Source organism: Burkholderia sp. 4M9327F10 (genome assembly GCF_005503145.1).
GTDB lineage: Bacteria > Pseudomonadota > Gammaproteobacteria > Burkholderiales > Burkholderiaceae > Paraburkholderia.
The window spans coordinates 174,970-194,160 of sequence record NZ_SCNV01000004.1 but is presented as its reverse complement, the minus strand read 5'-3'; the positions used below and the strand labels follow the sequence as shown (position 1 = coordinate 194,160).

The 19,191-nt window shown below is 62.8% G+C and carries 15 protein-coding genes and 1 tRNA gene; 5 read left to right on the top strand and 11 right to left on the bottom strand.

Annotated features, from left to right (window positions below; genetic code table 11):
• Nucleotides 1-124 precede the first annotated feature (124 nt).
• The 4 genes from glmM to FFS45_RS06700 all read right to left on the bottom strand — a co-directional run bounded on the left by glmM (nt 125) and on the right by FFS45_RS06700 (nt 5,247).
• On the bottom strand, nt 125-1,483 hold the full coding sequence (gene glmM / locus FFS45_RS06715) for a phosphoglucosamine mutase (RefSeq protein WP_137953926.1): 1,359 nt from the start codon (nt 1,481-1,483) through the stop codon (nt 125-127).
• A 28-nt stretch (nt 1,484-1,511) separates the two neighbouring features.
• Entirely contained in the window at nt 1,512-2,423 is a 912-nt protein-coding gene (folP, locus tag FFS45_RS06710) for a dihydropteroate synthase (RefSeq protein WP_137953925.1), read from the bottom strand.
• A gap of 78 nt (nt 2,424-2,501) precedes the next feature.
• Nucleotides 2,502-4,391, bottom strand: a complete 1,890-nt coding sequence (gene ftsH, locus FFS45_RS06705; RefSeq protein ID WP_137953924.1) for an ATP-dependent zinc metalloprotease FtsH — start codon at nt 4,389-4,391, stop codon at nt 2,502-2,504.
• 193 nt (nt 4,392-4,584) lie between these two features.
• On the bottom strand, nt 4,585-5,247 hold the full coding sequence (locus FFS45_RS06700; RefSeq protein WP_137953923.1) for an RlmE family RNA methyltransferase: 663 nt from the start codon (nt 5,245-5,247) through the stop codon (nt 4,585-4,587).
• Nucleotides 5,248-5,446: 199 nt separating this feature from the next.
• On the opposite strand from FFS45_RS06700, the gene FFS45_RS06695 reads away from it, so the two are divergent.
• Nucleotides 5,447-5,980: a YhbY family RNA-binding protein gene (locus tag FFS45_RS06695; protein ID WP_137953922.1), complete on the top strand. Its 534-nt coding sequence runs from the start codon at nt 5,447-5,449 to the stop codon at nt 5,978-5,980.
• 105 nt (nt 5,981-6,085) lie between these two features.
• Here FFS45_RS06695 and FFS45_RS06690 read toward each other — a convergent pair whose 3' ends face one another.
• The 7 genes from FFS45_RS06690 to gloB all read right to left on the bottom strand — a co-directional run bounded on the left by FFS45_RS06690 (nt 6,086) and on the right by gloB (nt 16,507).
• Nucleotides 6,086-6,622, bottom strand: a complete 537-nt coding sequence (locus FFS45_RS06690) for a DUF4149 domain-containing protein (protein WP_137954003.1) — start codon at nt 6,620-6,622, stop codon at nt 6,086-6,088.
• A gap of 32 nt (nt 6,623-6,654) precedes the next feature.
• Nucleotides 6,655-7,131, bottom strand: coding sequence for a transcription elongation factor GreA (gene greA / locus FFS45_RS06685; RefSeq protein ID WP_137953921.1), 477 nt, complete (start codon nt 7,129-7,131; stop codon nt 6,655-6,657).
• Nucleotides 7,132-7,284: 153 nt separating this feature from the next.
• The gene (gene carB / locus FFS45_RS06680; protein ID WP_137953920.1) at nt 7,285-10,539 is read right to left on the bottom strand and encodes a carbamoyl-phosphate synthase large subunit; all 3,255 of its coding nucleotides are present in this window, start codon (nt 10,537-10,539) and stop codon (nt 7,285-7,287) included.
• Nucleotides 10,540-10,774: 235 nt separating this feature from the next.
• Entirely contained in the window at nt 10,775-11,938 is a 1,164-nt protein-coding gene (gene carA, locus FFS45_RS06675; protein ID WP_137953919.1) for a glutamine-hydrolyzing carbamoyl-phosphate synthase small subunit, read from the bottom strand.
• Between the two features lie 476 nt (nt 11,939-12,414).
• Nucleotides 12,415-13,656 (bottom strand): MFS transporter, encoded by a 1,242-nt coding sequence (locus FFS45_RS06670; RefSeq protein ID WP_137953918.1) that lies wholly within the window; start codon nt 13,654-13,656, stop codon nt 12,415-12,417.
• 200 nt (nt 13,657-13,856) lie between these two features.
• A complete protein-coding gene (locus tag FFS45_RS06665) occupies nt 13,857-15,560 on the bottom strand; it encodes a transglycosylase SLT domain-containing protein (RefSeq protein ID WP_137953917.1) in 1,704 nt (567 codons plus the stop codon).
• Nucleotides 15,561-15,715: 155 nt separating this feature from the next.
• A complete protein-coding gene (gloB, locus tag FFS45_RS06660) occupies nt 15,716-16,507 on the bottom strand; it encodes a hydroxyacylglutathione hydrolase (RefSeq protein WP_137953916.1) in 792 nt (263 codons plus the stop codon).
• A gap of 19 nt (nt 16,508-16,526) precedes the next feature.
• Here gloB and FFS45_RS06655 point away from each other — a divergent pair, with 19 nt between their 5' ends.
• The 4 genes from FFS45_RS06655 to FFS45_RS06640 all read left to right on the top strand — a co-directional run bounded on the left by FFS45_RS06655 (nt 16,527) and on the right by FFS45_RS06640 (nt 18,754).
• A complete protein-coding gene (locus FFS45_RS06655; RefSeq protein WP_137953915.1) occupies nt 16,527-17,342 on the top strand; it encodes a class I SAM-dependent methyltransferase in 816 nt (271 codons plus the stop codon).
• Nucleotides 17,339-17,785 carry a ribonuclease HI gene (gene rnhA, locus FFS45_RS06650; protein WP_137953914.1) on the top strand — a complete coding sequence of 149 codons (447 nt, stop codon included), beginning with the start codon at nt 17,339-17,341 and terminating at the stop codon, nt 17,783-17,785. The genes FFS45_RS06655 and rnhA overlap by 4 nt, the downstream gene beginning before the upstream one ends.
• 111 nt (nt 17,786-17,896) lie before the next feature.
• A complete protein-coding gene (gene dnaQ / locus FFS45_RS06645; protein ID WP_137953913.1) occupies nt 17,897-18,631 on the top strand; it encodes a DNA polymerase III subunit epsilon in 735 nt (244 codons plus the stop codon).
• Nucleotides 18,632-18,679: 48 nt separating this feature from the next.
• Nucleotides 18,680-18,754 (top strand) — tRNA-Val (locus FFS45_RS06640).
• Nucleotides 18,755-19,191: the final 437 nt, after the last annotated feature.

Here is a 19,191-nt window from a genome sequence, read left to right as displayed (position 1 = left end):
GCAAGTAAGGGTGGGAACCGCTGGCGCGATGGCAGCGGATTGCCCGTTCGCAGCTGGAGCGTGCGGCGCCGCGACAATTGGCCGCGGCGCCGCATACGCTACCCTGACCAGGCGGTCTTTGGGATCAGGCAGTCGCCTGCTTGACCACGCCGGCAATCGTTTCGGCGTGGTGGACCGCGTCGTCCACGCCCTGGGCTTCGACCATCACGCGCAATACCGGCTCGGTGCCGGAAGCGCGGATCAGCACCCGGCCGTGCCCTTCCAGAGCCGCCTCGGCCGCGCTGATGGCGTGGCGGATTGCGTCGCTGCCCTTCCAGTCGGCCCCTGCCTGCATGCGCACATTGATCAGCTTCTGCGGGAACAGCGTGACGCCTTCCAGCAGTTGGCCCAGCGTCTTGCCGCTGCGCTTCATGGCCGCCAGCACCAGCAGCGACGACACGATTCCGTCACCGGTCGAATGGCGGTCCAGCGAGAGGATGTGACCCGAGCCCTCGGCGCCCAGTTGCCAGCCGTGTTCGCGCAACTGTTCGAGCACGTAACGGTCGCCGACCGCTGCGCGCACGAACTGCACGCCGGCACGTTGCAACGCCACTTCGACCGCCATATTGGTCATCAGCGTGCCGACCGCGCCTTCCACCTTGCCGTCGGTCGCAATGCGGTCCTTGACCAGCACGTACAGCAACTCGTCGCCGTTATAGAGGCGGCCAGCGGCGTCGACCACCTGCAGGCGGTCGGCGTCGCCGTCGAGCGCGATGCCGAGGTCGGCGTGATTCGCCCGTACCGCGCGCACCAGCGCGTCCGGCGCGGTGGCGCCCACACCGTCGTTGATGTTGAAGCCGTTCGGCGCTACGCCGATCGGGATCACGTCGGCCCCGAGTTCGTGGAACACGTGCGGCGCGATGTGATAAGCGGCGCCGTGCGCGCAATCGACCACCAGCTTCATGCCCCGCAGATCGAACGCGGCCGGAAAGGTGCTCTTGCAGAACTCGATGTAGCGGCCGGCGGCGTCATCCAGGCGCCGCGCCTTGCCGAGCTGCTCCGACGCGGCGCAATCCAGCGGCTGCTCCAGCTGTTCCTCGATCTTCAGCTCGACTTCATCGGGCAGCTTGTCGCCGTGGGCCGAGAAGAACTTGATGCCGTTGTCATAGTAGGGATTGTGGGAGGCGCTGATGACCACCCCGGCCGCGAGGCGCAAGGCCCGCGTGAGATAGGCGATGCCCGGCGTAGGCATCGGGCCGGCCAGCATGACGTCGACGCCTGCCGCCGAAAATCCCGCCTCCAGTGCGGCCTCGAGCATGTAGCCCGAGACCCGTGTGTCCTTGCCGATCAGGACGGTCGGACGCTGGCCGCTATTGACCCAGCGATCCCCGCCCGCCAGCACCTTGCCGGCGGCATAACCCAGCCGCAATACAAAATCCGGCGTGATCGGCGCCTCGCCGACCTTGCCCCGAATGCCATCGGTACCGAAAAAGCGACGTGCCATCTTGGTGTTTTCCTCTTTCTACTAAGGGTCAGCCGCGACGCGCTGCGTCGCGCATGGCTGCCCAGACTTTCAATGCATCAACTGTCTGCGCCACGTCATGCACGCGCAGTATCGCGGCGCCGCGCCCGGCGGCGCAAACCGCCGCAGCGATACTCGCGGCGCCCCGCTCCGCTGCGGCCCGGCCCGTGACCGCGCCGAGCATCGACTTGCGGGACATGCCGGCTAGGACAGGAAACGGCGCGGCGGATAGTGGCTCAACGCGCGGCGCCGTTTCAGGCAAGTGGGCGAGCAACGCATAGTTATGTTCGATCACTGCCTTGCCGAAGCCAAAGCCAGGGTCCACGCTGATGCGCCGTTTGGCGATACCCGCTTGCATCAGCGCTGCGACCCGCTGTTCCAGAAACGCCCGCACCTCGCCGACCACATCCTGATAGGCCGGTTCGCCTAGCTGCATGGTCTGCGGCTCGCCCAGCATATGCATCACGCACAGGCCGCATGGGCTGTCGCGCACGGCATCGATGGCTCCGGGCATCCGAAAGCCCCAGATGTCGTTGACCAGATCCGCGCCCGCGGCCAGCGCGTGGCGCATCACTTCCGGTTTATAGGTGTCGACGGACAGCGGCACGTTGGCGCCGTGCAACTGTTCGATGAGCGGAATCACCCGCTCCAGCTCCTCTTCGAGCGGCACCGGCGGCGCGCCGGGACGGGTCGACTCGCCGCCGATATCGATGATATCCGCGCCATCGAGCATCATTCTTTCGGCCTGGCGCAGCGCGTCGCCACGCATCGCGAACTTGCCGCCGTCGGAGAACGAATCGGGCGTGACGTTGAGAATGCCCATCACCAACGGGCGTTCGAAGCTCAGCGTAAAGCGGCCGCACTGCAGCGGTTCAGGGGACGGGAGAGACGGTGGTGCGGTGTTCGACACGTAACGGGCCATACAGACAAGCAAATGATGACGAATGCAAAACGGGCCGGTGTGAAATCACACCGGCCCGTGCTTCGGACGTGGCTCCGATCAGGCCGGCGCAGTCGCGCTGCCCGGCTTCACCTCGGTCCCCGTGCTGCCACCCGACGACGCGTCGCTTGCCGACGGCGGCGAGCTCTTCGGTGCGCGCGGCGGACGGCCCGCCATGATGTCATTGATCTGATCGGCGTCGATCGTTTCCCACTCCATCAGGGCCGCGGTCATCGCTTCAACCTTGTCGCGGTTCTCGTCCAGCAGGCGCTTGGCCAACGTGTATTGCTCGTCCAGCACGCGGCGAATCTCCGCGTCGACCTTCTGCTGCGTCGCTTCCGAAATGGTGCGCGTGAAGCCGCGGCCGAACGGCGTAGCGTCGTTCTCGTCGTCCACGTAGACCATCGGTCCGAGCGCATCGGTCATGCCGAAGCGTGCAACCATTGCGCGGGCCGTCTGGGTTGCCTTGTTGAAGTCGTCCGAGGCGCCCGTGCTGATCAGGTTCAGGAACAGCTCTTCCGCCACCCGGCCACCGAACAGGATCGCGAGGCGATCGAGCAGGTAGTCCTTCGAATACGTTTCGTTGTCGTGCTCCGGCAACTGCCACGTCACACCCAGGGCGCGACCGCGCGGGATGATGGTGACCTTGTGCACCGGATCGGCCTTCGGCAACAGCTTGGCGATCACCGCATGGCCCGACTCGTGGTACGCCGTGGCGCGCTTCGATTCTTCGCGGATCACAGCCGACTTGCGCTCCGGACCCATGAAGATCTTGTCCTTCGCGTCTTCGAAGTCGATCATCTCGACGATGCGCTTGCCGCGGCGTGCCGCGAACAGCGCCGCTTCGTTCACGAGGTTCGCGAGGTCAGCACCCGAGAAGCCCGGCGTGCCGCGTGCGATCACCGCCGCGTCGACGTCGTTCGAGATCGGCACCTTGCGCAGGTGCACCTTCATGATGTGCTCGCGGCCGCGGATGTCCGGCAGACCGACGTAGACCTGGCGGTCGAAACGGCCCGGGCGCAGCAGCGCCTTGTCCAGCACGTCCGAACGGTTCGTGGCAGCGATCACGATCACGCCCGAGTTCGCCTCGAAGCCGTCCATCTCGACCAGCATCTGGTTCAGCGTCTGTTCGCGCTCGTCGTTGCCGCCGCCCATGCCGGCGCCACGATGGCGGCCGACCGCGTCGATTTCGTCGATGAACACGATGCAGGGAGCATGCTTCTTGGCCTGCTCGAACATGTCGCGCACACGCGCCGCGCCCACGCCAACAAACATTTCCACGAAGTCCGAACCGGAAATGCTGAAGAACGGCACTTTCGCTTCGCCGGCAATAGCACGGGCGAGCAGCGTCTTACCGGTTCCCGGCGGCCCGACCAGCAGTACGCCGCGCGGGATGCGCCCGCCGAGCTTCTGGAATTTTTGCGGATCGCGCAGGAAGTCGACCAGTTCCGAGACTTCTTCCTTGGCTTCGTCGCAACCGGCGACGTCGGTGAAATTGATGGCGTTGTTGTTCTCGTCGATCAGACGTGCGCGGGACTTGCCGAAGGAGAATGCTCCGCCCTTTCCGCCCCCCTGCATCTGTCTCATCATGTAGAACCAGAACCCGATAATCAGGATTGTGGGTCCAAGGTAATACAGTGCGGACATCAGCGCGCTCGGTTCGTCATCGGCCTTGCCGCTCACCTGAACGCCGTACTTCATCAGGTCGCCGACCATCCAGATGTCGCCGGGCGACACGATCTGGTACTTCTGGCCGTCTGCTGGAGTGACCGTGAGGTTACGCCCCTGAACGATGACGTTCTTGACCTTGCCGTTCTTTGCGTCGTCCATGAACTGCGAATAGGAAACGCCTTCCTGGATACGGGGCTTATCGAACTGCTTGAACACCGTAAACAGCACCAGTGCGATAACCAGCCACACTGCTGCCTTCGAAAACATATTGTTGTTCAAAGCACCACTCCTTCACTCATAGACGGGCGCCTACATTTGCCTTGCGGCACCACTAAAGCATTCTAATCCAGTCCGCAGACCCCTGCCATAACGTTTCGCTACCACACAAATAGCGCAGGACGCCGTCCCAGTGCCGCTTTTCCGGCAAATCCGGGACTCAAAAAGGTCGAGGGACACCCGCCGGGGTACCCATTTAAACGGGCCGTTTCAGATGCTTACCCAAAATAAAAGTTTCAGACGATTTGTCGCGCGATGCTTTCGGCTTGCGCGCGGCCACCGTCTTAAACTGCCGCTTGAATTTCTCGACAATCTGGCTGTAACCGCTGCCGTGAAAGCATTTCACTAAAAGGGCACCATCCGGCTTCAGATGATTCTGCGAGAATTCCAGCGCGAGATCGCACACATGCTCGATCCGTGCGGCGTCCGCGAGCGCCACTCCCGACAGGTTGGGCGCCATATCCGAAATTACAAGGTCAACCTGACGCTCTCCGACCAATTCTTCCAACTGGTGCAAAACAGTGTCCTCGCGGAAGTCGCCCTGGATAAAGGTGACGTCGGCAATCGGCTCCATGGGCAGCAGGTCGAGCGCGATGATCGTGCCGTCGATGCCGCCCTCACGCGTCGCATCGCGCTTCGCGCCCTGCGCCAGCTTGTTGCGGGCGTACTGGCTCCAGCTGCCGGGCGCCGAACCGAGGTCGACAATCACCTGACCAGGACGGATCAGCTTGTCCTGCTCGTCGATTTCCTTCAGTTTGTAGGCTGCGCGGGCGCGATAACCCTCCCGCTGCGCCAGTTTCACGTACGGGTCGTTGATGTGATCGTGCAGCCACGACGTGTTGAACTTGTTTTTTGCCATTAAACGTTGAACTCTTGCTGCGTGATGCCGCGCTTTTAGCGGATAATACGCGTTTTATTCGCGCGGCTACCGGCGACCGGGTCATCAACCCGCGTGCCATCAACCGCGTTCTCTGTTGTTCTGACGCGCCGCCCTGCGCGATCGACCCAAGCGATCGAAACTGCAGGCGCCGCCATTTTAGTCGAGTCTCACACTTTCCATGCCAGCCCTCAAAGTCTCTTCCGATCAACGCGCCGAGTTGCGCTCCCAGGCACATGCGCTCAAACCGGTCGTGCTCATCGGCGCCGAGGGCTTGACTGACGCCGTCCTGGCCGAAATCAAGGTCCATCTGGGCGCGCATCAGCTAATCAAGATCCGCGTGTTCGGCGACGAACGCGAAGAGCGGATCGCCATCTACGAACAGATCTGCGACACGCTGAACGCCGCGCCCATCCAGCATATCGGCAAGCTGCTGGTAATCTGGAAGCCGGAAGCGACGGCCAAGCCTGCCAGCCGGGCCAAGCGAGGCGAGCTGCCGAGCGCCCGCGAAGCGGCATCCGAAGACGCCAAGCCCTCCAAGGGCCGCGCTCCGCGCGTGGTCACGGTGGTCAAGCCTTCCGAAATCCCGATGCGCAAGCCCAAGCCCAAGCAGGTCGTGGTGCGCGGCAACGAACGCGTCACCGCGGGCGGCAATATCAAGCGCGCCAAGAAGCGCCAGACCAGCGCCAAGCGTCCGCATCAATCGGTAAAGTAAGCGGCCCGAGAGGCCGAGGAAGCTGCGGGCGGCTTGCCCGCGGCGTAAAACATGGCTCTCGCCGTTGCATCACCCCGTAGGACATCTCCCGCGGGACATTCGCTGCTATCCGGCAACGCCCTTACCCGCTGAGCCCTGGACCCCGGCCTGGTTTCCCGCTTGAGCCCCATCTGCGGCACCCGCGGCGTGCGCACTCGTGGGCAACTTCCACACCAGTGCAATCGCGAGCAAGCTCTCGACCAGATAAAACAGGCTGGACACCCCGTGCAGCACGCCGAAGCGCATCGCATCAGGCGAATGGGCGACATCCGTACCCGCCTCGAGCGCGGCCATGCGGATTGCATTCATAAACGGCTGCAGCGCAAAGTAGCCGAGCAGCACGCACACCAGCATCCCGGCAATCAGCCAGCGCAGACGGCGATAAGCGTCATTGCCGCGGCGGATCAGCACGTTGGCGAGCACCAGCAGCAACACGCCGCATACCACGCCCAGCCAGCCTTCGATGCGAAACAGTTGTGCCGCGACCGCGCCTGCGTCGATCCGGTCGAGCAAGGCAAACAGCACGGGCGCAACTGCATAACCGATGGTGAGCAGACTGCCGACCCAAACCACGGTCAGCAGCCGGAACACCCGATGCGGCACGAGGGACACCTGAGTAGACACCTGGACGGCCTTTAGACGTAGCTGACAGCGATGATCTCGTACTCGCGCACGCCGCCCGGCGCCTGCACCGAGGCCACGTCGCCTTCCGACTTGCCGATCAGGGCGCGCGCGATCGGCGAGCTGATCGAGATCAGGCCGTGCTCGAGGTCCGCTTCGTCGTCGCCGACGATCTGGTATTTCACCGAAGCGCCCGAATCGAGGTCTTCCAGCTCCACGGTCGCACCAAACACGATGCGGCCGTCCGCGTCCACTGCGGCGGGATCGATAATTTGCGCGCCAGCCAGCTTCGACTCGATTTCCGCAATGCGGCCCTCGATAAAGCCCTGCTTTTCCTTCGCAGCGTCGTATTCGGCGTTTTCCGAGAGGTCGCCCTGCGCGCGCGCTTCGGCAATCGAGTTGACGACCGCCGGACGTTCAACGGCTTTCAGATGCTGCAGTTCATCGCGCAGCTTCTTGGCGCCGCGCGTCGTCAATGGAATCGTGCTCATAAACAGCTCTAGTGGCAAAAAAACGGCCGTAAAAAAAATCACCGCGGTTAAGTGCATCCCCGCAGGCGCCTGAGCCCGGGCAAAGCCCATGCCGGTACCTTGAGGGACGCCGCTTAACCGCGGCACTTACATCTTGGACAGGTATTCGAAGCCTTAGTTTAGGCGAGCGTGGAGTCCTTGTAAATCATAGACTTCCAGGTTCTTCAAATAGCGCAAACCTTCGACCGCAGCCCGTGCACCCGACATCGTGGTGTAGTAGGTGACCTTGTTCGCCTGGGCGCTCATGCGGATTGAACGCGAATCGGCAATGGCAGCGCGGGTTTCGTCGACGGTGGTGAAGACCAGCGCGATTTCGCCGTTCTTGATCATGTCGACAATGTGCGGACGGCCGTCCTTCACCTTGTTGACGACCTTCACCGGCACGCCCGCCGCTTCGATGGCGGCGGCCGTACCCTTGGTCGCGACGATCGGATAACCCAGTTCGTGCAGCATGCGGGCGACTTCGACAGCCTTCGGCTTGTCGGCGTCCATCACGGTCAGCAGCACCGTGCCCGACTCCGGCAGACGCGAGCCCGCGGCGAGCTGCGACTTGAAGAGCGCTTCGCCGAAGGTCTGGCCCACGCCCATCACTTCGCCGGTCGAACGCATTTCCGGTCCGAGCACCGGATCGACGGCCGGGAACTTGACGAACGGGAACACCGCTTCCTTCACGCTGAAGTACGGCGGATCGATTTCCTTCGTCACGCCCTGCTCCGCCAGCTTCTGGCCGACCATCGCGCGCGCCGCGATCTTCGCGAGCGGCAGGCTGGTTGCCTTCGACACATACGGCACCGTGCGCGAAGCGCGCGGGTTCACTTCGAGCACGTAGATTACGTCCTCTTTCGAGCCGTCCGCCTGGGGCACCTGCTGGATTGCGAACTGCACGTTCATCAGGCCGATTACGTTCAGCGCGCGGGCCATCGCACCGGTCTGGCGCTTCAGCTCAGCCACGGTTTCCTTCGACAGCGAATACGGCGGCAGCGAGCAAGCCGAGTCGCCCGAGTGCACGCCCGCCTGTTCGATGTGCTCCATCACGCCGCCGATAAACACGGCTTCGCCATCGGAGATGCAATCCACGTCGCACTCGATCGCGTCGTTCAGGAAGCGGTCGAGCAGCACCGGCGAATCGTTCGACACCTTCACGGCTTCACGCATGTAGCGCTCGAGGTCACGCGGCTCGTGGACGATTTCCATGGCGCGGCCGCCCAGCACGTACGACGGACGCACCACCAGCGGGTAGCCGATTTCCTCGGCGAGCTTGAGCGCTTCGTCTTCGGCGCGTGCGGTGCGGTTCGGCGGCTGGCGCAGACCGAGGTCCTGCAGCAGCTTCTGGAAGCGCTCGCGGTCTTCGGCTGCGTCGATCATGTCGGGCGAGGTGCCGATGATCGGCACACCGTTCGCTTCGAGATCGAGCGCGAGCTTCAGCGGCGTCTGGCCGCCGTACTGCACGATCACGCCAACCGGCTTTTCCTTGTCGACGATTTCGAGCACGTCTTCGAGCGTCAGCGATTCGAAGTACAGACGGTCGGAGGTGTCGTAGTCGGTCGAAACAGTCTCAGGGTTGCAGTTGACCATGATGGTTTCGTAGCCGTCTTCGCGCATGGCGAGCGCGGCGTGCACGCAGCAGTAGTCGAACTCGATGCCCTGGCCGATCCGGTTCGGGCCACCGCCCAGCACCATGATCTTCTTGTTGTTCGTCGGATTCGCTTCGCACTCTTCCTCGTAGGTCGAGTACATGTAGGCTGTCTTGGTGGCGAACTCGGCCGCGCAGGTGTCCACGCGCTTGTAGACCGGGCGCACGTTCAGCTCGATGCGGCGTTGACGCACTTCGGCCGGCTTCGCGCCGAGCAGCTTGGCAAGACGCCGATCCGAGAAGCCGCTTTGCTTCAGATACTTCAGTTCTTCCTTCGACAGGCTCGCCAGCGTACGGCCGTTCAGCGCCTTTTCCTTCAGGATGATCTGTTCGATCTGCGCGAGGAACCACGGATCGATGGCGGTCTCTTCGAAGATTTCCGCGGCGCTCATGCCGATACGGAACGCATCGCCCACGTACCAGATGCGGTCCGGACCGGCTTCGCCGATCTCGCGGATGATCTCGTCGTGGCTGGTGGTCTTTTCATCCAGACCGTCCACGCCGACTTCGAGACCGCGCAGCGCCTTCTGGAACGACTCCTGGAAGGTCCGGCCGATCGCCATCACTTCGCCGACCGACTTCATCTGCGTGGTCAGGCGCGGATCGGCCTCGCGGAACTTCTCGAACGCGAAACGCGGAATCTTGGTGACGACATAGTCGATCGTCGGCTCGAACGACGCCGGGGTCTGGCCGCCGGTGATTTCGTTCTTGAGTTCATCGAGCGTGTAGCCGCAGGCGAGCTTCGCCGCGACCTTGGCGATCGGGAAGCCGGTCGCTTTCGAAGCCAGCGCCGACGAACGCGACACACGCGGGTTCATTTCGATCACGATCATCCGGCCGTCTTTCGGATTGATCGAGAACTGCACGTTGGAGCCACCCGTGTCCACGCCGATCTCGCGCAGCACCGCGAGCGATGCGTTACGCAGGATCTGGTATTCCTTGTCGGTGAGCGTCTGCGCCGGTGCGACGGTGATCGAGTCGCCGGTGTGGATGCCCATCGGGTCCAGGTTTTCGATCGAGCAGACGATGATGCAGTTGTCCTTCTTGTCGCGGACCACTTCCATCTCGTACTCTTTCCAGCCAAGCAGCGATTCTTCGATCAGCAGCTCGCGCGTCGGCGACAGGTCCAGACCACGCTTGCAGATCTCTTCGAATTCTTCGCGGTTGTACGCAATACCGCCGCCCGAACCGCCGAGCGTGAACGACGGACGGATCACCACCGGATAGCCGCCGCTGCCGGTTTCGGTTGCGATCTGCGCCTGCACGGCGAGCGCTTCTTCCATCGAATGTGCGGTGCCCGACTTGGCCGAACCGAGACCGATCTTGGTCATCGCGTCCTTGAACTTCTGACGGTCTTCCGCCTTGTCGATAGCTTCCGGCGAGGCGCCGATCAGCTCGACCTTGTACTTTTCCAGCACGCCGTGTGCGTGCAGGTCGAGCGCGCAGTTCAGCGCGGTCTGGCCGCCCATGGTGGGCAGGATCGCGTCCGGACGCTCCTTGGCGATGATGCGCTCCACCACTTCCCACGTGATCGGCTCGATGTAGGTCACGTCGGCCGTGTTCGGGTCGGTCATGATCGTCGCCGGATTGCTGTTGACGAGAATGACCTTGTAGCCTTCCTCACGCAGCGCCTTGCAAGCCTGTGCGCCCGAGTAGTCGAACTCGCACGCCTGGCCGATGATGATCGGACCCGCGCCGATGATGAGGATGCTTTTAATGTCTGTCCGCTTGGGCATAACGCTCTCGCTAATGTATTCCTGAATTCTTTCCGTTGGCGCGCTGCACCGCTGCTGCCGGGGCCGTTGCTGCTGCTGGCTTCCTGGCGCTGCGGCGGCGCGCTCTGTTCTGTCCGCTTGCGCGGGCGTCCGGTTCTGCAACCACCGGTGCTCCGCCTTGCGAGGGCGTCTGGTGCAGACGCCTCACGTGGCCGCTTTATCCGGCCATCTTGTTTGCGGACCTTATTGGCGTCACTTAAGCAGCCGCTGCGGCTGCCGTGACGCCGGCCTTCTTCTGATCCATCAAACCGGTGAAGCGATCGAACAGATAGGCAATGTCATGCGGGCCAGGCGACGCTTCCGGGTGGCCCTGGAAGCAGAAAGCCGGCTTGTCGGTCAGCGCAAAACCTTGCAGCGTGCCGTCGAACAGCGACACGTGCGTGGCGCGTGCGTTAGCGGGCAACGTGGCTGCGTCCACTGCGAAACCGTGGTTTTGCGACGTGATCACCACACGGCCGTCGTCAAGATCCTTCACCGGGTGATTCGCGCCGTGGTGGCCGGTCTTCATCTTGATGGTCTTCGCGCCAACCGCGAGGCCCATGATCTGGTGACCGAGGCAAATGCCGAAGGTCGGGACGCCGCGCTCGATCAGCTCCCTGGTAGCCGCAATCGCGTAGTCGCACGGTTCCGGGTCGCCGGGGCCGTTCGACAGGAACACACCGTCCGGATTGAGCGCCAGCGCATCGGCTGCAGTGGCTTGCGCCGGCAGCACGGTGACGTGGCAGCCGCGCTCGGCCAGCATGCGCAGGATGTTGTACTTGACGCCATAGTCGAACGCGACCACGCGGTACTTCGGCGCGTTCTGCTTGCCGTAGCCCTCGCCCAGGCGCCATTCGGTCTGCGTCCACTCGAACGATTCCTTCGTGGACACGACCTTCGCGAGATCCATACCGGCCAGACCCGGGAACGAGCGCGCCAGTTCGATGGCCTTGGCTTCGTCATCCGAGCCCGCCAGAATCGCGCCGTTCTGCGCACCCTTGTCGCGCAGCACGCGTGTCAGCTTGCGGGTGTCGAGGCCGGCAATGGCCACCACGCCTTCGTCCTGCAGGTACTGCGAAAGCGTGCGCTCCATGCGGAAGTTCGAGGCCAGCACCGGCAGGTCGCGGATGATGAGGCCGGCGGCATGGACTTTCGTGGCTTCGACATCTTCGGCGTTCACGCCGACATTGCCGATGTGCGGATACGTGAGGGTCACGATCTGACGCGCGTAGCTCGGGTCAGTCAGGATTTCCTGGTAACCGGTGATAGCGGTGTTGAAAACGACTTCGCCAATCGTATGGCCGGGGGCGCCGATCGAGTAGCCACGAAAGACCGTGCCGTCGGCGAGCGCGAGCAGAGCGGGAGAAAAAGACGGCAACACGGGAGACTCCTTGGGGGAACACCCTGTGCCGACCTGTCTATCCGAGCCGTGCGAGCCGCAGCGAGGCGCATCAGCGTGATGCGCGCGCAGGCTCGCTCGCGTACCGCAGCGGACGTCGCAAGGGCGCGATGGATCCATGATGTGGACTGATCGGCTGGGTGCGGTGCGTCAGCCGCGCGCGGCGGATGAACGGTATGGGAGAGGTAGGCGCTAGGGTGCGGGTTGATAAGCTCAAACCTTGGAATTATAGCTCTAAAGTGCCCCTCTCTCCAAATGCGAGATGACTCCAGGACCGGGCGCGAGGCCCCTATCGGGAAGCTGGAGCCTTTATCGGCAAGGCTTTCAGGCTATCCGGCTCCGTTTTAGTGGGCCGAATCGGGATATGCAGCCAGCCTGACGGGAGAGACGCCCGCGATCCACTAGCCAGACGGCTTGCGAGCATTTCCATTAGCCTTATGGCGCGCGCAAAAACCGCCTCACGAATGATGCTCCGCCTGCAACTGAGCGGGTTGAGCCAGCACACGGCTTGGCAACACGTACCAAATCGCACTGGCAATCTGCAGCGCGACGAGGATGCCCCAGGCGCTCAGGTGTGCGGCCGCCGGGTAATGGCCGGAGCTGGCCGGCCACAGCGAGAGCACCGCGCCAACGCCAATCTGAAAACCGAAGATCAACAGAAAAATAATCAGCGTAAGCGTGGTGTTGCCCCGGCCAATCAGATGCGGCGGGAAATGCCGCGCCAGCACTGCATAGCTGAGAATTCCGGTACCGCCGAAGATGCCGTAGCCCGCCCACAGCAGCGCGGCCGGCAGCGGCGCGCCGAACATGATAAGCACCTGGGTCACCACGAAGAGCGTCATGCCGATGCCGCAAAAGGTGTACAGCGAGACGCCGCGCTTCTCCAGACTGCGCGCCGCTGCGCCGAAACCGACGCAGCCGGCCATCATGGCGAAGCCGAGAATCGACACCTGGGCGGCCGCCTCCCGGGGCGCGAGACCCATGACATCACGCATCCAGGCGCCGACCCACAGCGACTGCATGGCATAGAAGACGCCTTGCGTCACCACCGAAAACGAGGCGATTTTCCAGAACGCCGGGGCTTTGAGGATGTGCCACGTGCCCTTGAACTGCGTGCCGAGGCTTGCCTGCCGGTGTCCGTCCTGCTTGTCCGGTGCGAGCGTCCACAAGGCGAGCGCCACGGCAATGGTCAGCACGCCCAGCGCGCCGCAGACAGCACGCCAGCTCGCGAACGTCAGCACCCACGTGAGCGGCGAGCCCACGGCCACGCCGCCCAGACCGCCGACGGCCATTACCAGGCCGTTCATCAGCGGCAGCCGCGCGGCTTCGAAATGCTGCGCCAGCGCCTTGAACGCCGCGCCCAGGCACACGGAGACACCGACGCCGATCAGCAAACGCCCCAGCATCATCATGCCGATGCTGTGCCCCGCCCCGAACACCCAGATCCCCGCCGCCGCAAACAGCAGCGTGCCAGCCGTGACGCGGCGCGAGCCGTAGTGATCGAGCAGCACACCCGCCGGGAGCTGCGCGCCCGCGAAACCGAGGAAATACAGACTCGTCAGCAGGCCGAGATCGGCAGCCGACAGACCCAGATCATGTGTGATGAGCGGCGCAAAGCCGAGGTTGACGCCACGGAACACATAGGAAACAAAGTAGCCGGCGGAAAACAGCAGGAACACGCGAAGCTGGGTGGACGACATGGGCAGGACGCAGGCTCAGGGGGTTCATGTCAGACGAATGCACGCACAATAAAGGAAAACGCGGTGCACGGGCGCAAAGACCCTGAAATGAAAACGCCGTCACCATAGGTGACGGCGTCGAAAAACGAGAAGTGATCGGAGCGCAATTCATGCGCTGCCCCCGCAACGCATGTGGCCACTTCCGTGGGAGCCGCTTTGGTCTAATTGCCCTTCTTCGCCTTGGCTGCGGTCTTCGGGCGGCTTGTTACCGTAGCCTTCGACGCCTTGCTGGACGTGCCCGGGGCAGCCGCTTTCGACGTCTTGCCTTTGGCGGCGCTGGTGGGCGCGGACGATTTGCTGGTCTTGCCCGCCGGATCCGACACCTTGACAACGGCGGTGCGGCCACGACCTGACTTCTTATCGTAGCGCGAATCGCTCTTCGTGTCTGCGATCTGGGTGCCGATGCGCTCGACGCCACCGCCCTGCATGTTCGTTGCGATACGCTCGGGACCCGGCTCGCTCGGCATTGCCTTACCCACCGGCACGTGCAGCACAATTACCTGACCCGGATTCACCTGGTCGCGATGTGTGCGGTTCCACGCCTTCAGTTGACCGATCGAGACGCCATAGCGAACCGCCAGCGCCGCCATGGTCTGCTTGCGGCGCACGCGAATCAGCATCTTGCGCGTGTCCGGGACATCCGGCTCCATGGCGAGGACGGCGCTTTCGGCGACGTCGGCGCTGATGTCTTCGTCGGCGTCGTCGTCACTGCGCGGAACGACGATTGTCGAACCCGGTTTCAGGCGCATGCCGACTGGAATCTTGTTGACCTCCATCAGCGTGTCCGCGTCCACCCCGATTTTCTGCGCAATCGCCGCCGGCGCCGCGCGCTCGGTCACCGTGTAGGTGGTCCAGGACGACAGGTTGCCGGAGTAGGTCTTCAGATTGTGCTCGAAGGCGCTGGCGTTATCGAACGGCAGCAGGATCTGCGGCTGCGTGGCGCCGAGGATGACCGGCTTCTTGAACGACGGATTCAGCGAACGGAACTCGTCAGGTGTCATGTTGGCGAGCTTGGCTGCCACATCGACGTCGATATCGTGCGCGGTGGTGACCGTCACAAAATACGGGTGGTTCGGGATGGACGGCAACGTCAGGCCATAAGCTTGCGCGTTCATCACGATGTTCTTCACCGCCTGCAGCTTCGGGAAATAGTTGCGCGTCTCGTTGGGCATGCGCAGGTCTTGATAGTCCGTCGGCAAGCCCGCCGCTTCGTTGCGGGCGATCGCGCGCTGCACATTGCCTTCACCCCAGTTGTACGCGGCGAGCGCAAGCTGCCAGTCGCCGAACATGTCGTGCAGACGCGAGAGGTAGTCGAGCGCGGCACTGGTGGAGGCGAGCACGTCACGCCGCTCGTCCTGCCACATGTTCTGCTTGAGGTTGTAGGTACGGCCCGTATCCGGCACGAACTGCCACATGCCGGCCGCCTTCGCGACCGACAGCGCCTGCGGGTTGTAGGCGGATTCGATGAACGGCAGCAACGCCAGCTCGGTCGGCATATGACGCTCTTCGAGCTCTTCGACGATGTGGTACAGATACTTCTGCGAGCGCTCGGTCATGCGGGCGACGTAGTCCGGGCGCTGCGCGTACCAGTTGGCCTGCATGTCGACGAGGTCGCTTTGCATGTCAGGAATCTGGAAACCACGGCGAATCCGCGCCCACAGATCGGCGTCCGGGCTCGTCAACTGATCGACAGAGCCTTGATCGACATTGATCGTTTCTTTGGCAGAGGCGGTATTGCGAAGGGCGTCGGCTACGGCTTGCTGGCTGGCAGGATTGGAAGCAGTGTTATTGCTACTCGTCGTTGGCCCCTGGCTCGCGCACGCGGCGAGCATGAGGACCAGCAACGCACTAAAGATAAATCTCATGAACGTCTCGGCTTCCACAGGACTGGAATTTGCAGCCGATAGTACGAAAGCGAAACGTTTACGTCAATCGGAAATATACGAAAAACCTAGGCAAATCTTGGGCTTGGCAGATTTTTCCGAAATTCAAGGTGAACATGGCCCCATACACCAATGGGTTAGCGGAACCTATTCTTCCATTCACGCATCAATGTGAACGCGGCCAGACGATCCGGCACCGTTTCATGCAACTGTTCCGCAAGCGTGGCGTGGATCGCCGGACTATCGGCCCTTAAAAACGGGTTCACCGCCCGCTCGTGGGCGATAGTCGTAGGCAGAGTGGGGACGCCGCGCCCGCGCAGCGCGCTCGCGTCGTCGCGCCACGCCTGCAGTTGCGCATTGCCCGGCTCGCAGGCAAGCGCAAAACGGATGTTCGACAGCGTGTATTCGTGCGCGCAGTGCACCTGGGTCTCGCCCGGCAGAGCGGCGAGTTCGTCCAGCGACTTGAGCATCTGCGCCGGCGTGCCTTCGAAGAGCCGGCCGCAGCCGCATGCAAACAGCGTATCGCCGCAAAATACGTGTGGGGTGCCGGCCGGATCGGCTGCCTGGAAATAGGCAATATGGCCGCGCGTATGGCCGGGTACGTCGAGCACGCCCAGATCGAGCGCCGGCTCGGCAATGCTCACCCGGTCGCCGCTTTTCAGGCGATAAGTCAGATGCTCGATCGCCTCGCCAGCCGGCCCATATACAGGCACATCCTGGCCATTCAGCAGATCGGCCACCCCGCCGACGTGGTCTTGGTGATGGTGCGTGAGTAAAATAGCGCTCAACCGCCAGCCCCGTTTCGCCAGATAGGCGCGAACCGGAGCGGCCTCACCCGGATCGACGGCCACCGCATGGCGGCCGTCCGACACGAGCCAGATGTAATTGTCTTCAAACGCCGGGACGGGGACGTACTCGAGCGCATTCATAGGCGACGCAATCTTCAATATGTCTGACCGAACGATTATAGACTGGCCCGCCTGGACCGATTCGCCACCCGGACGTTACGTGCTGGAATGGGAACAGGCGCAGCTCGACCGGGTGGTGTCGGACGTGTTCGGCTACCACGCGCTGCAGCTCGGTCTGCCGCAGCTCGATGCGCTGCGCGAGAACCGCATGCCGTGCCGGGGCCTCGTGCTGGATGCCGCCAGCGGCGCCAGCGCACCCTATGAATTTCCACGCGCGGCAGGCGCCGCCGCACCCGAAAGACATGCGCCGCCGGGCCGCAGCGCGGTCTGGTGCGACCTGCTGGACCTGCCTTTCGAGGCGCAGAGCGTCGACCTGATCGTGATGCCGCATACGCTCGAGTTCACGCGCGACCCGCACCGGCTGCTGCGCGAAGCCGAGCGCGTGCTGATGCCGGAAGGCCAGTTGATCATCCTCGGCTTCAATTCGCTCTCGCTGTGGGGCGCCCGGCAGTCGGTCGGCAAGGTGACGGGGCGGCCGTTCGTCCCGGCTGCGCACGACCTGATTGCATTCACCCGCCTGAAGGACTGGATTAAACTCCTCGGCTTCGACCTTGAACGCGGACGCTTCGGCTGCTATCGTCCGCCCCTCGTCAGCGATCAGTGGCTCGCGCGCTACAGCTTCATGGAAGCTGCCGGCGACCGCTGGTGGCCGATCTTCGGCGCCACCTACATGGTGAAGGCGATCAAGCGCGTGCCCGGCATGCGCCTCATCGGCCCCGTGAAGGTGAAAAAGCCCGTGCTTGCCGCGGGCCTCGCCCCCGCCGCCACCCCGAACACACGCAATCAGAGAAAATGACTTCCGACCTCATCGACATTTATACCGACGGCGCCTGCAAAGGCAATCCAGGCCCCGGCGGCTGGGGCGCCTTGCTGCGCTTCGGCGCACAGGAAAAGGAAATGTTCGGCGGCGAAGCGAACACCACCAACAACCGCATGGAGCTGATGGCCGTAATCGCCGCGCTCGAAGCGTTGAAGCGGCCTTGCAAGGCTGTGGTGCATACCGATTCGCAATATGTCCAGAAAGGCATCAGCGAGTGGATCCACGGCTGGAAGAAGAAAAACTGGATGACTGCGGCGAAGACGCCGGTGAAGAATGCCGATCTGTGGAAGCGGCTCGATACGGCCGTTCAGCAGCATGAGATCGAGTGGCGCTGGGTGAAGGGGCACGCGGGACATCCGGAGAACGAGCGCGCCGACGCGCTGGCGAATCGCGGGGTCGCTTCGCTGGCGGAGATTTGAGGCGCGGGATGGTTCGGGCGCGCGCTGCGCGCGTTTGCCTGCATCCCGGCTTGCTTCACTCCTCTGCCGTCAAGTTTTTCTCAGCCAATTTTTAGAGCGGGCTAATCCGACATGCGTCAACTCATCCTCGATACTGAAACCACCGGCCTGAATGCGCGCACCGGCGACCGCATTATCGAAATCGGCTGCGTCGAACTGGTGAACCGCCGGCTCACCGGCAACAACCTGCACTTCTACATCAACCCGGAACGCGACAGCGATCCGGGCGCACTGGCGGTCCACGGCCTGACCACCGAATTTTTGAGCGACAAGCCGAAGTTCGCGGAGATCGCCAACGAGTTGCGCGACTTCATCCAGGGCGCGGATCTGATCATTCACAACGCGCCGTTCGATATCGGCTTTCTCGACGCTGAATTTTCCTTGCTCGGCTTGCCGTCGTTTAGCTCGCAGTGCGGCGAGGTGATCGACACGCTGGTGCGGGCCAAGGCGATGTTCCCCGGCAAGCGCAATTCGCTGGATGCGCTGTGTGATCGCTTTGGCATCAGCAATGCGCACCGTACGCTGCACGGCGCGCTGCTCGACTCGGAACTGTTGGCCGAAGTGTATCTGGCGATGACGCGTGGCCAGGAAAGCCTTGTTATCGACATGCTGGGTGAAGCGTCGACAGGGGGTGGCGAGCACGCGCCGCGAGTCGCGCTTAACTCGATCGAGCTGCCGGTGATCGTTGCCAGCGAAGAGGAAATTGCTGCGCATCAGGCTGTGCTCGATGGCCTCGACAAGGCGGTCAAGGGGACGAGCGTGTGGCGTCTTCAACCTGTCGCGGCCGCCGATGAGCAAACTGCTTAAAAAATACTTTACGAGCCGAAGATCCTCTGACATAATCTCAATCTCTTCGGGTGGTTAGCTCAGCGGTAGAGCACTGCCTTCACACGGCAGGGGTCACAGGTTCAATCCCTGTACCACCCACCAGATTCCTCCGAAGCCTCTGGAAACGCATCAAGCGTTGGTTCGGTCGGTTACTACGGCCCATAGAGAGCTTCTGTTAAAGCGACATGAAAAAGCCCCGTACTCACGGGGCTTTTTTCTTCCGGCTTCCCAACCGGAAGAGCAGCTCAACACAACCACTAGCCTACCGATCTTCGCGCTCAGGTATGCGGATAGCATTCGGTGCAGCCGCCATACTTCCCATCAGTATCCTCGCCCGCAGGTTCAGGCACGCATCACCCAGATCGAGTCCCTTGAATTCCGCCTGTGGCCAGCTTGTCGATCTGTTTGCCAATTGCGCCACGCAAAAGGCAAGAGTAAACGCAATTTCACGATGGTTTACAAGGGCAACGCTAACCAACTGAATGTAAACAGAATTTTGGCACTGTCAGGTCGGCAGTCCGGACTTGTGTACGACGAGG

Bases quoted from the DNA above. Each gene is read 5' to 3' on its own strand.
- glmM (WP_137953926.1), bottom strand. From the start codon at position 1,483: ATGGCACGTCGCTTTTTCGGTACCGATGGCATTCGGGGCAAGGTCGGC.
- folP (WP_137953925.1), bottom strand. From the start codon at position 2,423: ATGGCCCGTTACGTGTCGAACACCGCACCACCGTCTCTCCCGTCCCCT.
- FFS45_RS06700 (WP_137953923.1), bottom strand. From the start codon at position 5,247: ATGGCAAAAAACAAGTTCAACACGTCGTGGCTGCACGATCACATCAAC.
- FFS45_RS06695 (WP_137953922.1), top strand. From the start codon at position 5,447: ATGCCAGCCCTCAAAGTCTCTTCCGATCAACGCGCCGAGTTGCGCTCC.
- greA (WP_137953921.1), bottom strand. From the start codon at position 7,131: ATGAGCACGATTCCATTGACGACGCGCGGCGCCAAGAAGCTGCGCGAT.
- carB (WP_137953920.1), bottom strand. From the start codon at position 10,539: ATGCCCAAGCGGACAGACATTAAAAGCATCCTCATCATCGGCGCGGGT.
- FFS45_RS06670 (WP_137953918.1), bottom strand. From the start codon at position 13,656: ATGTCGTCCACCCAGCTTCGCGTGTTCCTGCTGTTTTCCGCCGGCTAC.
- FFS45_RS06665 (WP_137953917.1), bottom strand. From the start codon at position 15,560: ATGAGATTTATCTTTAGTGCGTTGCTGGTCCTCATGCTCGCCGCGTGC.
- gloB (WP_137953916.1), bottom strand. From the start codon at position 16,507: ATGAATGCGCTCGAGTACGTCCCCGTCCCGGCGTTTGAAGACAATTAC.
- FFS45_RS06655 (WP_137953915.1), top strand. From the start codon at position 16,527: ATGTCTGACCGAACGATTATAGACTGGCCCGCCTGGACCGATTCGCCA.
- rnhA (WP_137953914.1), top strand. From the start codon at position 17,339: ATGACTTCCGACCTCATCGACATTTATACCGACGGCGCCTGCAAAGGC.
- dnaQ (WP_137953913.1), top strand. From the start codon at position 17,897: ATGCGTCAACTCATCCTCGATACTGAAACCACCGGCCTGAATGCGCGC.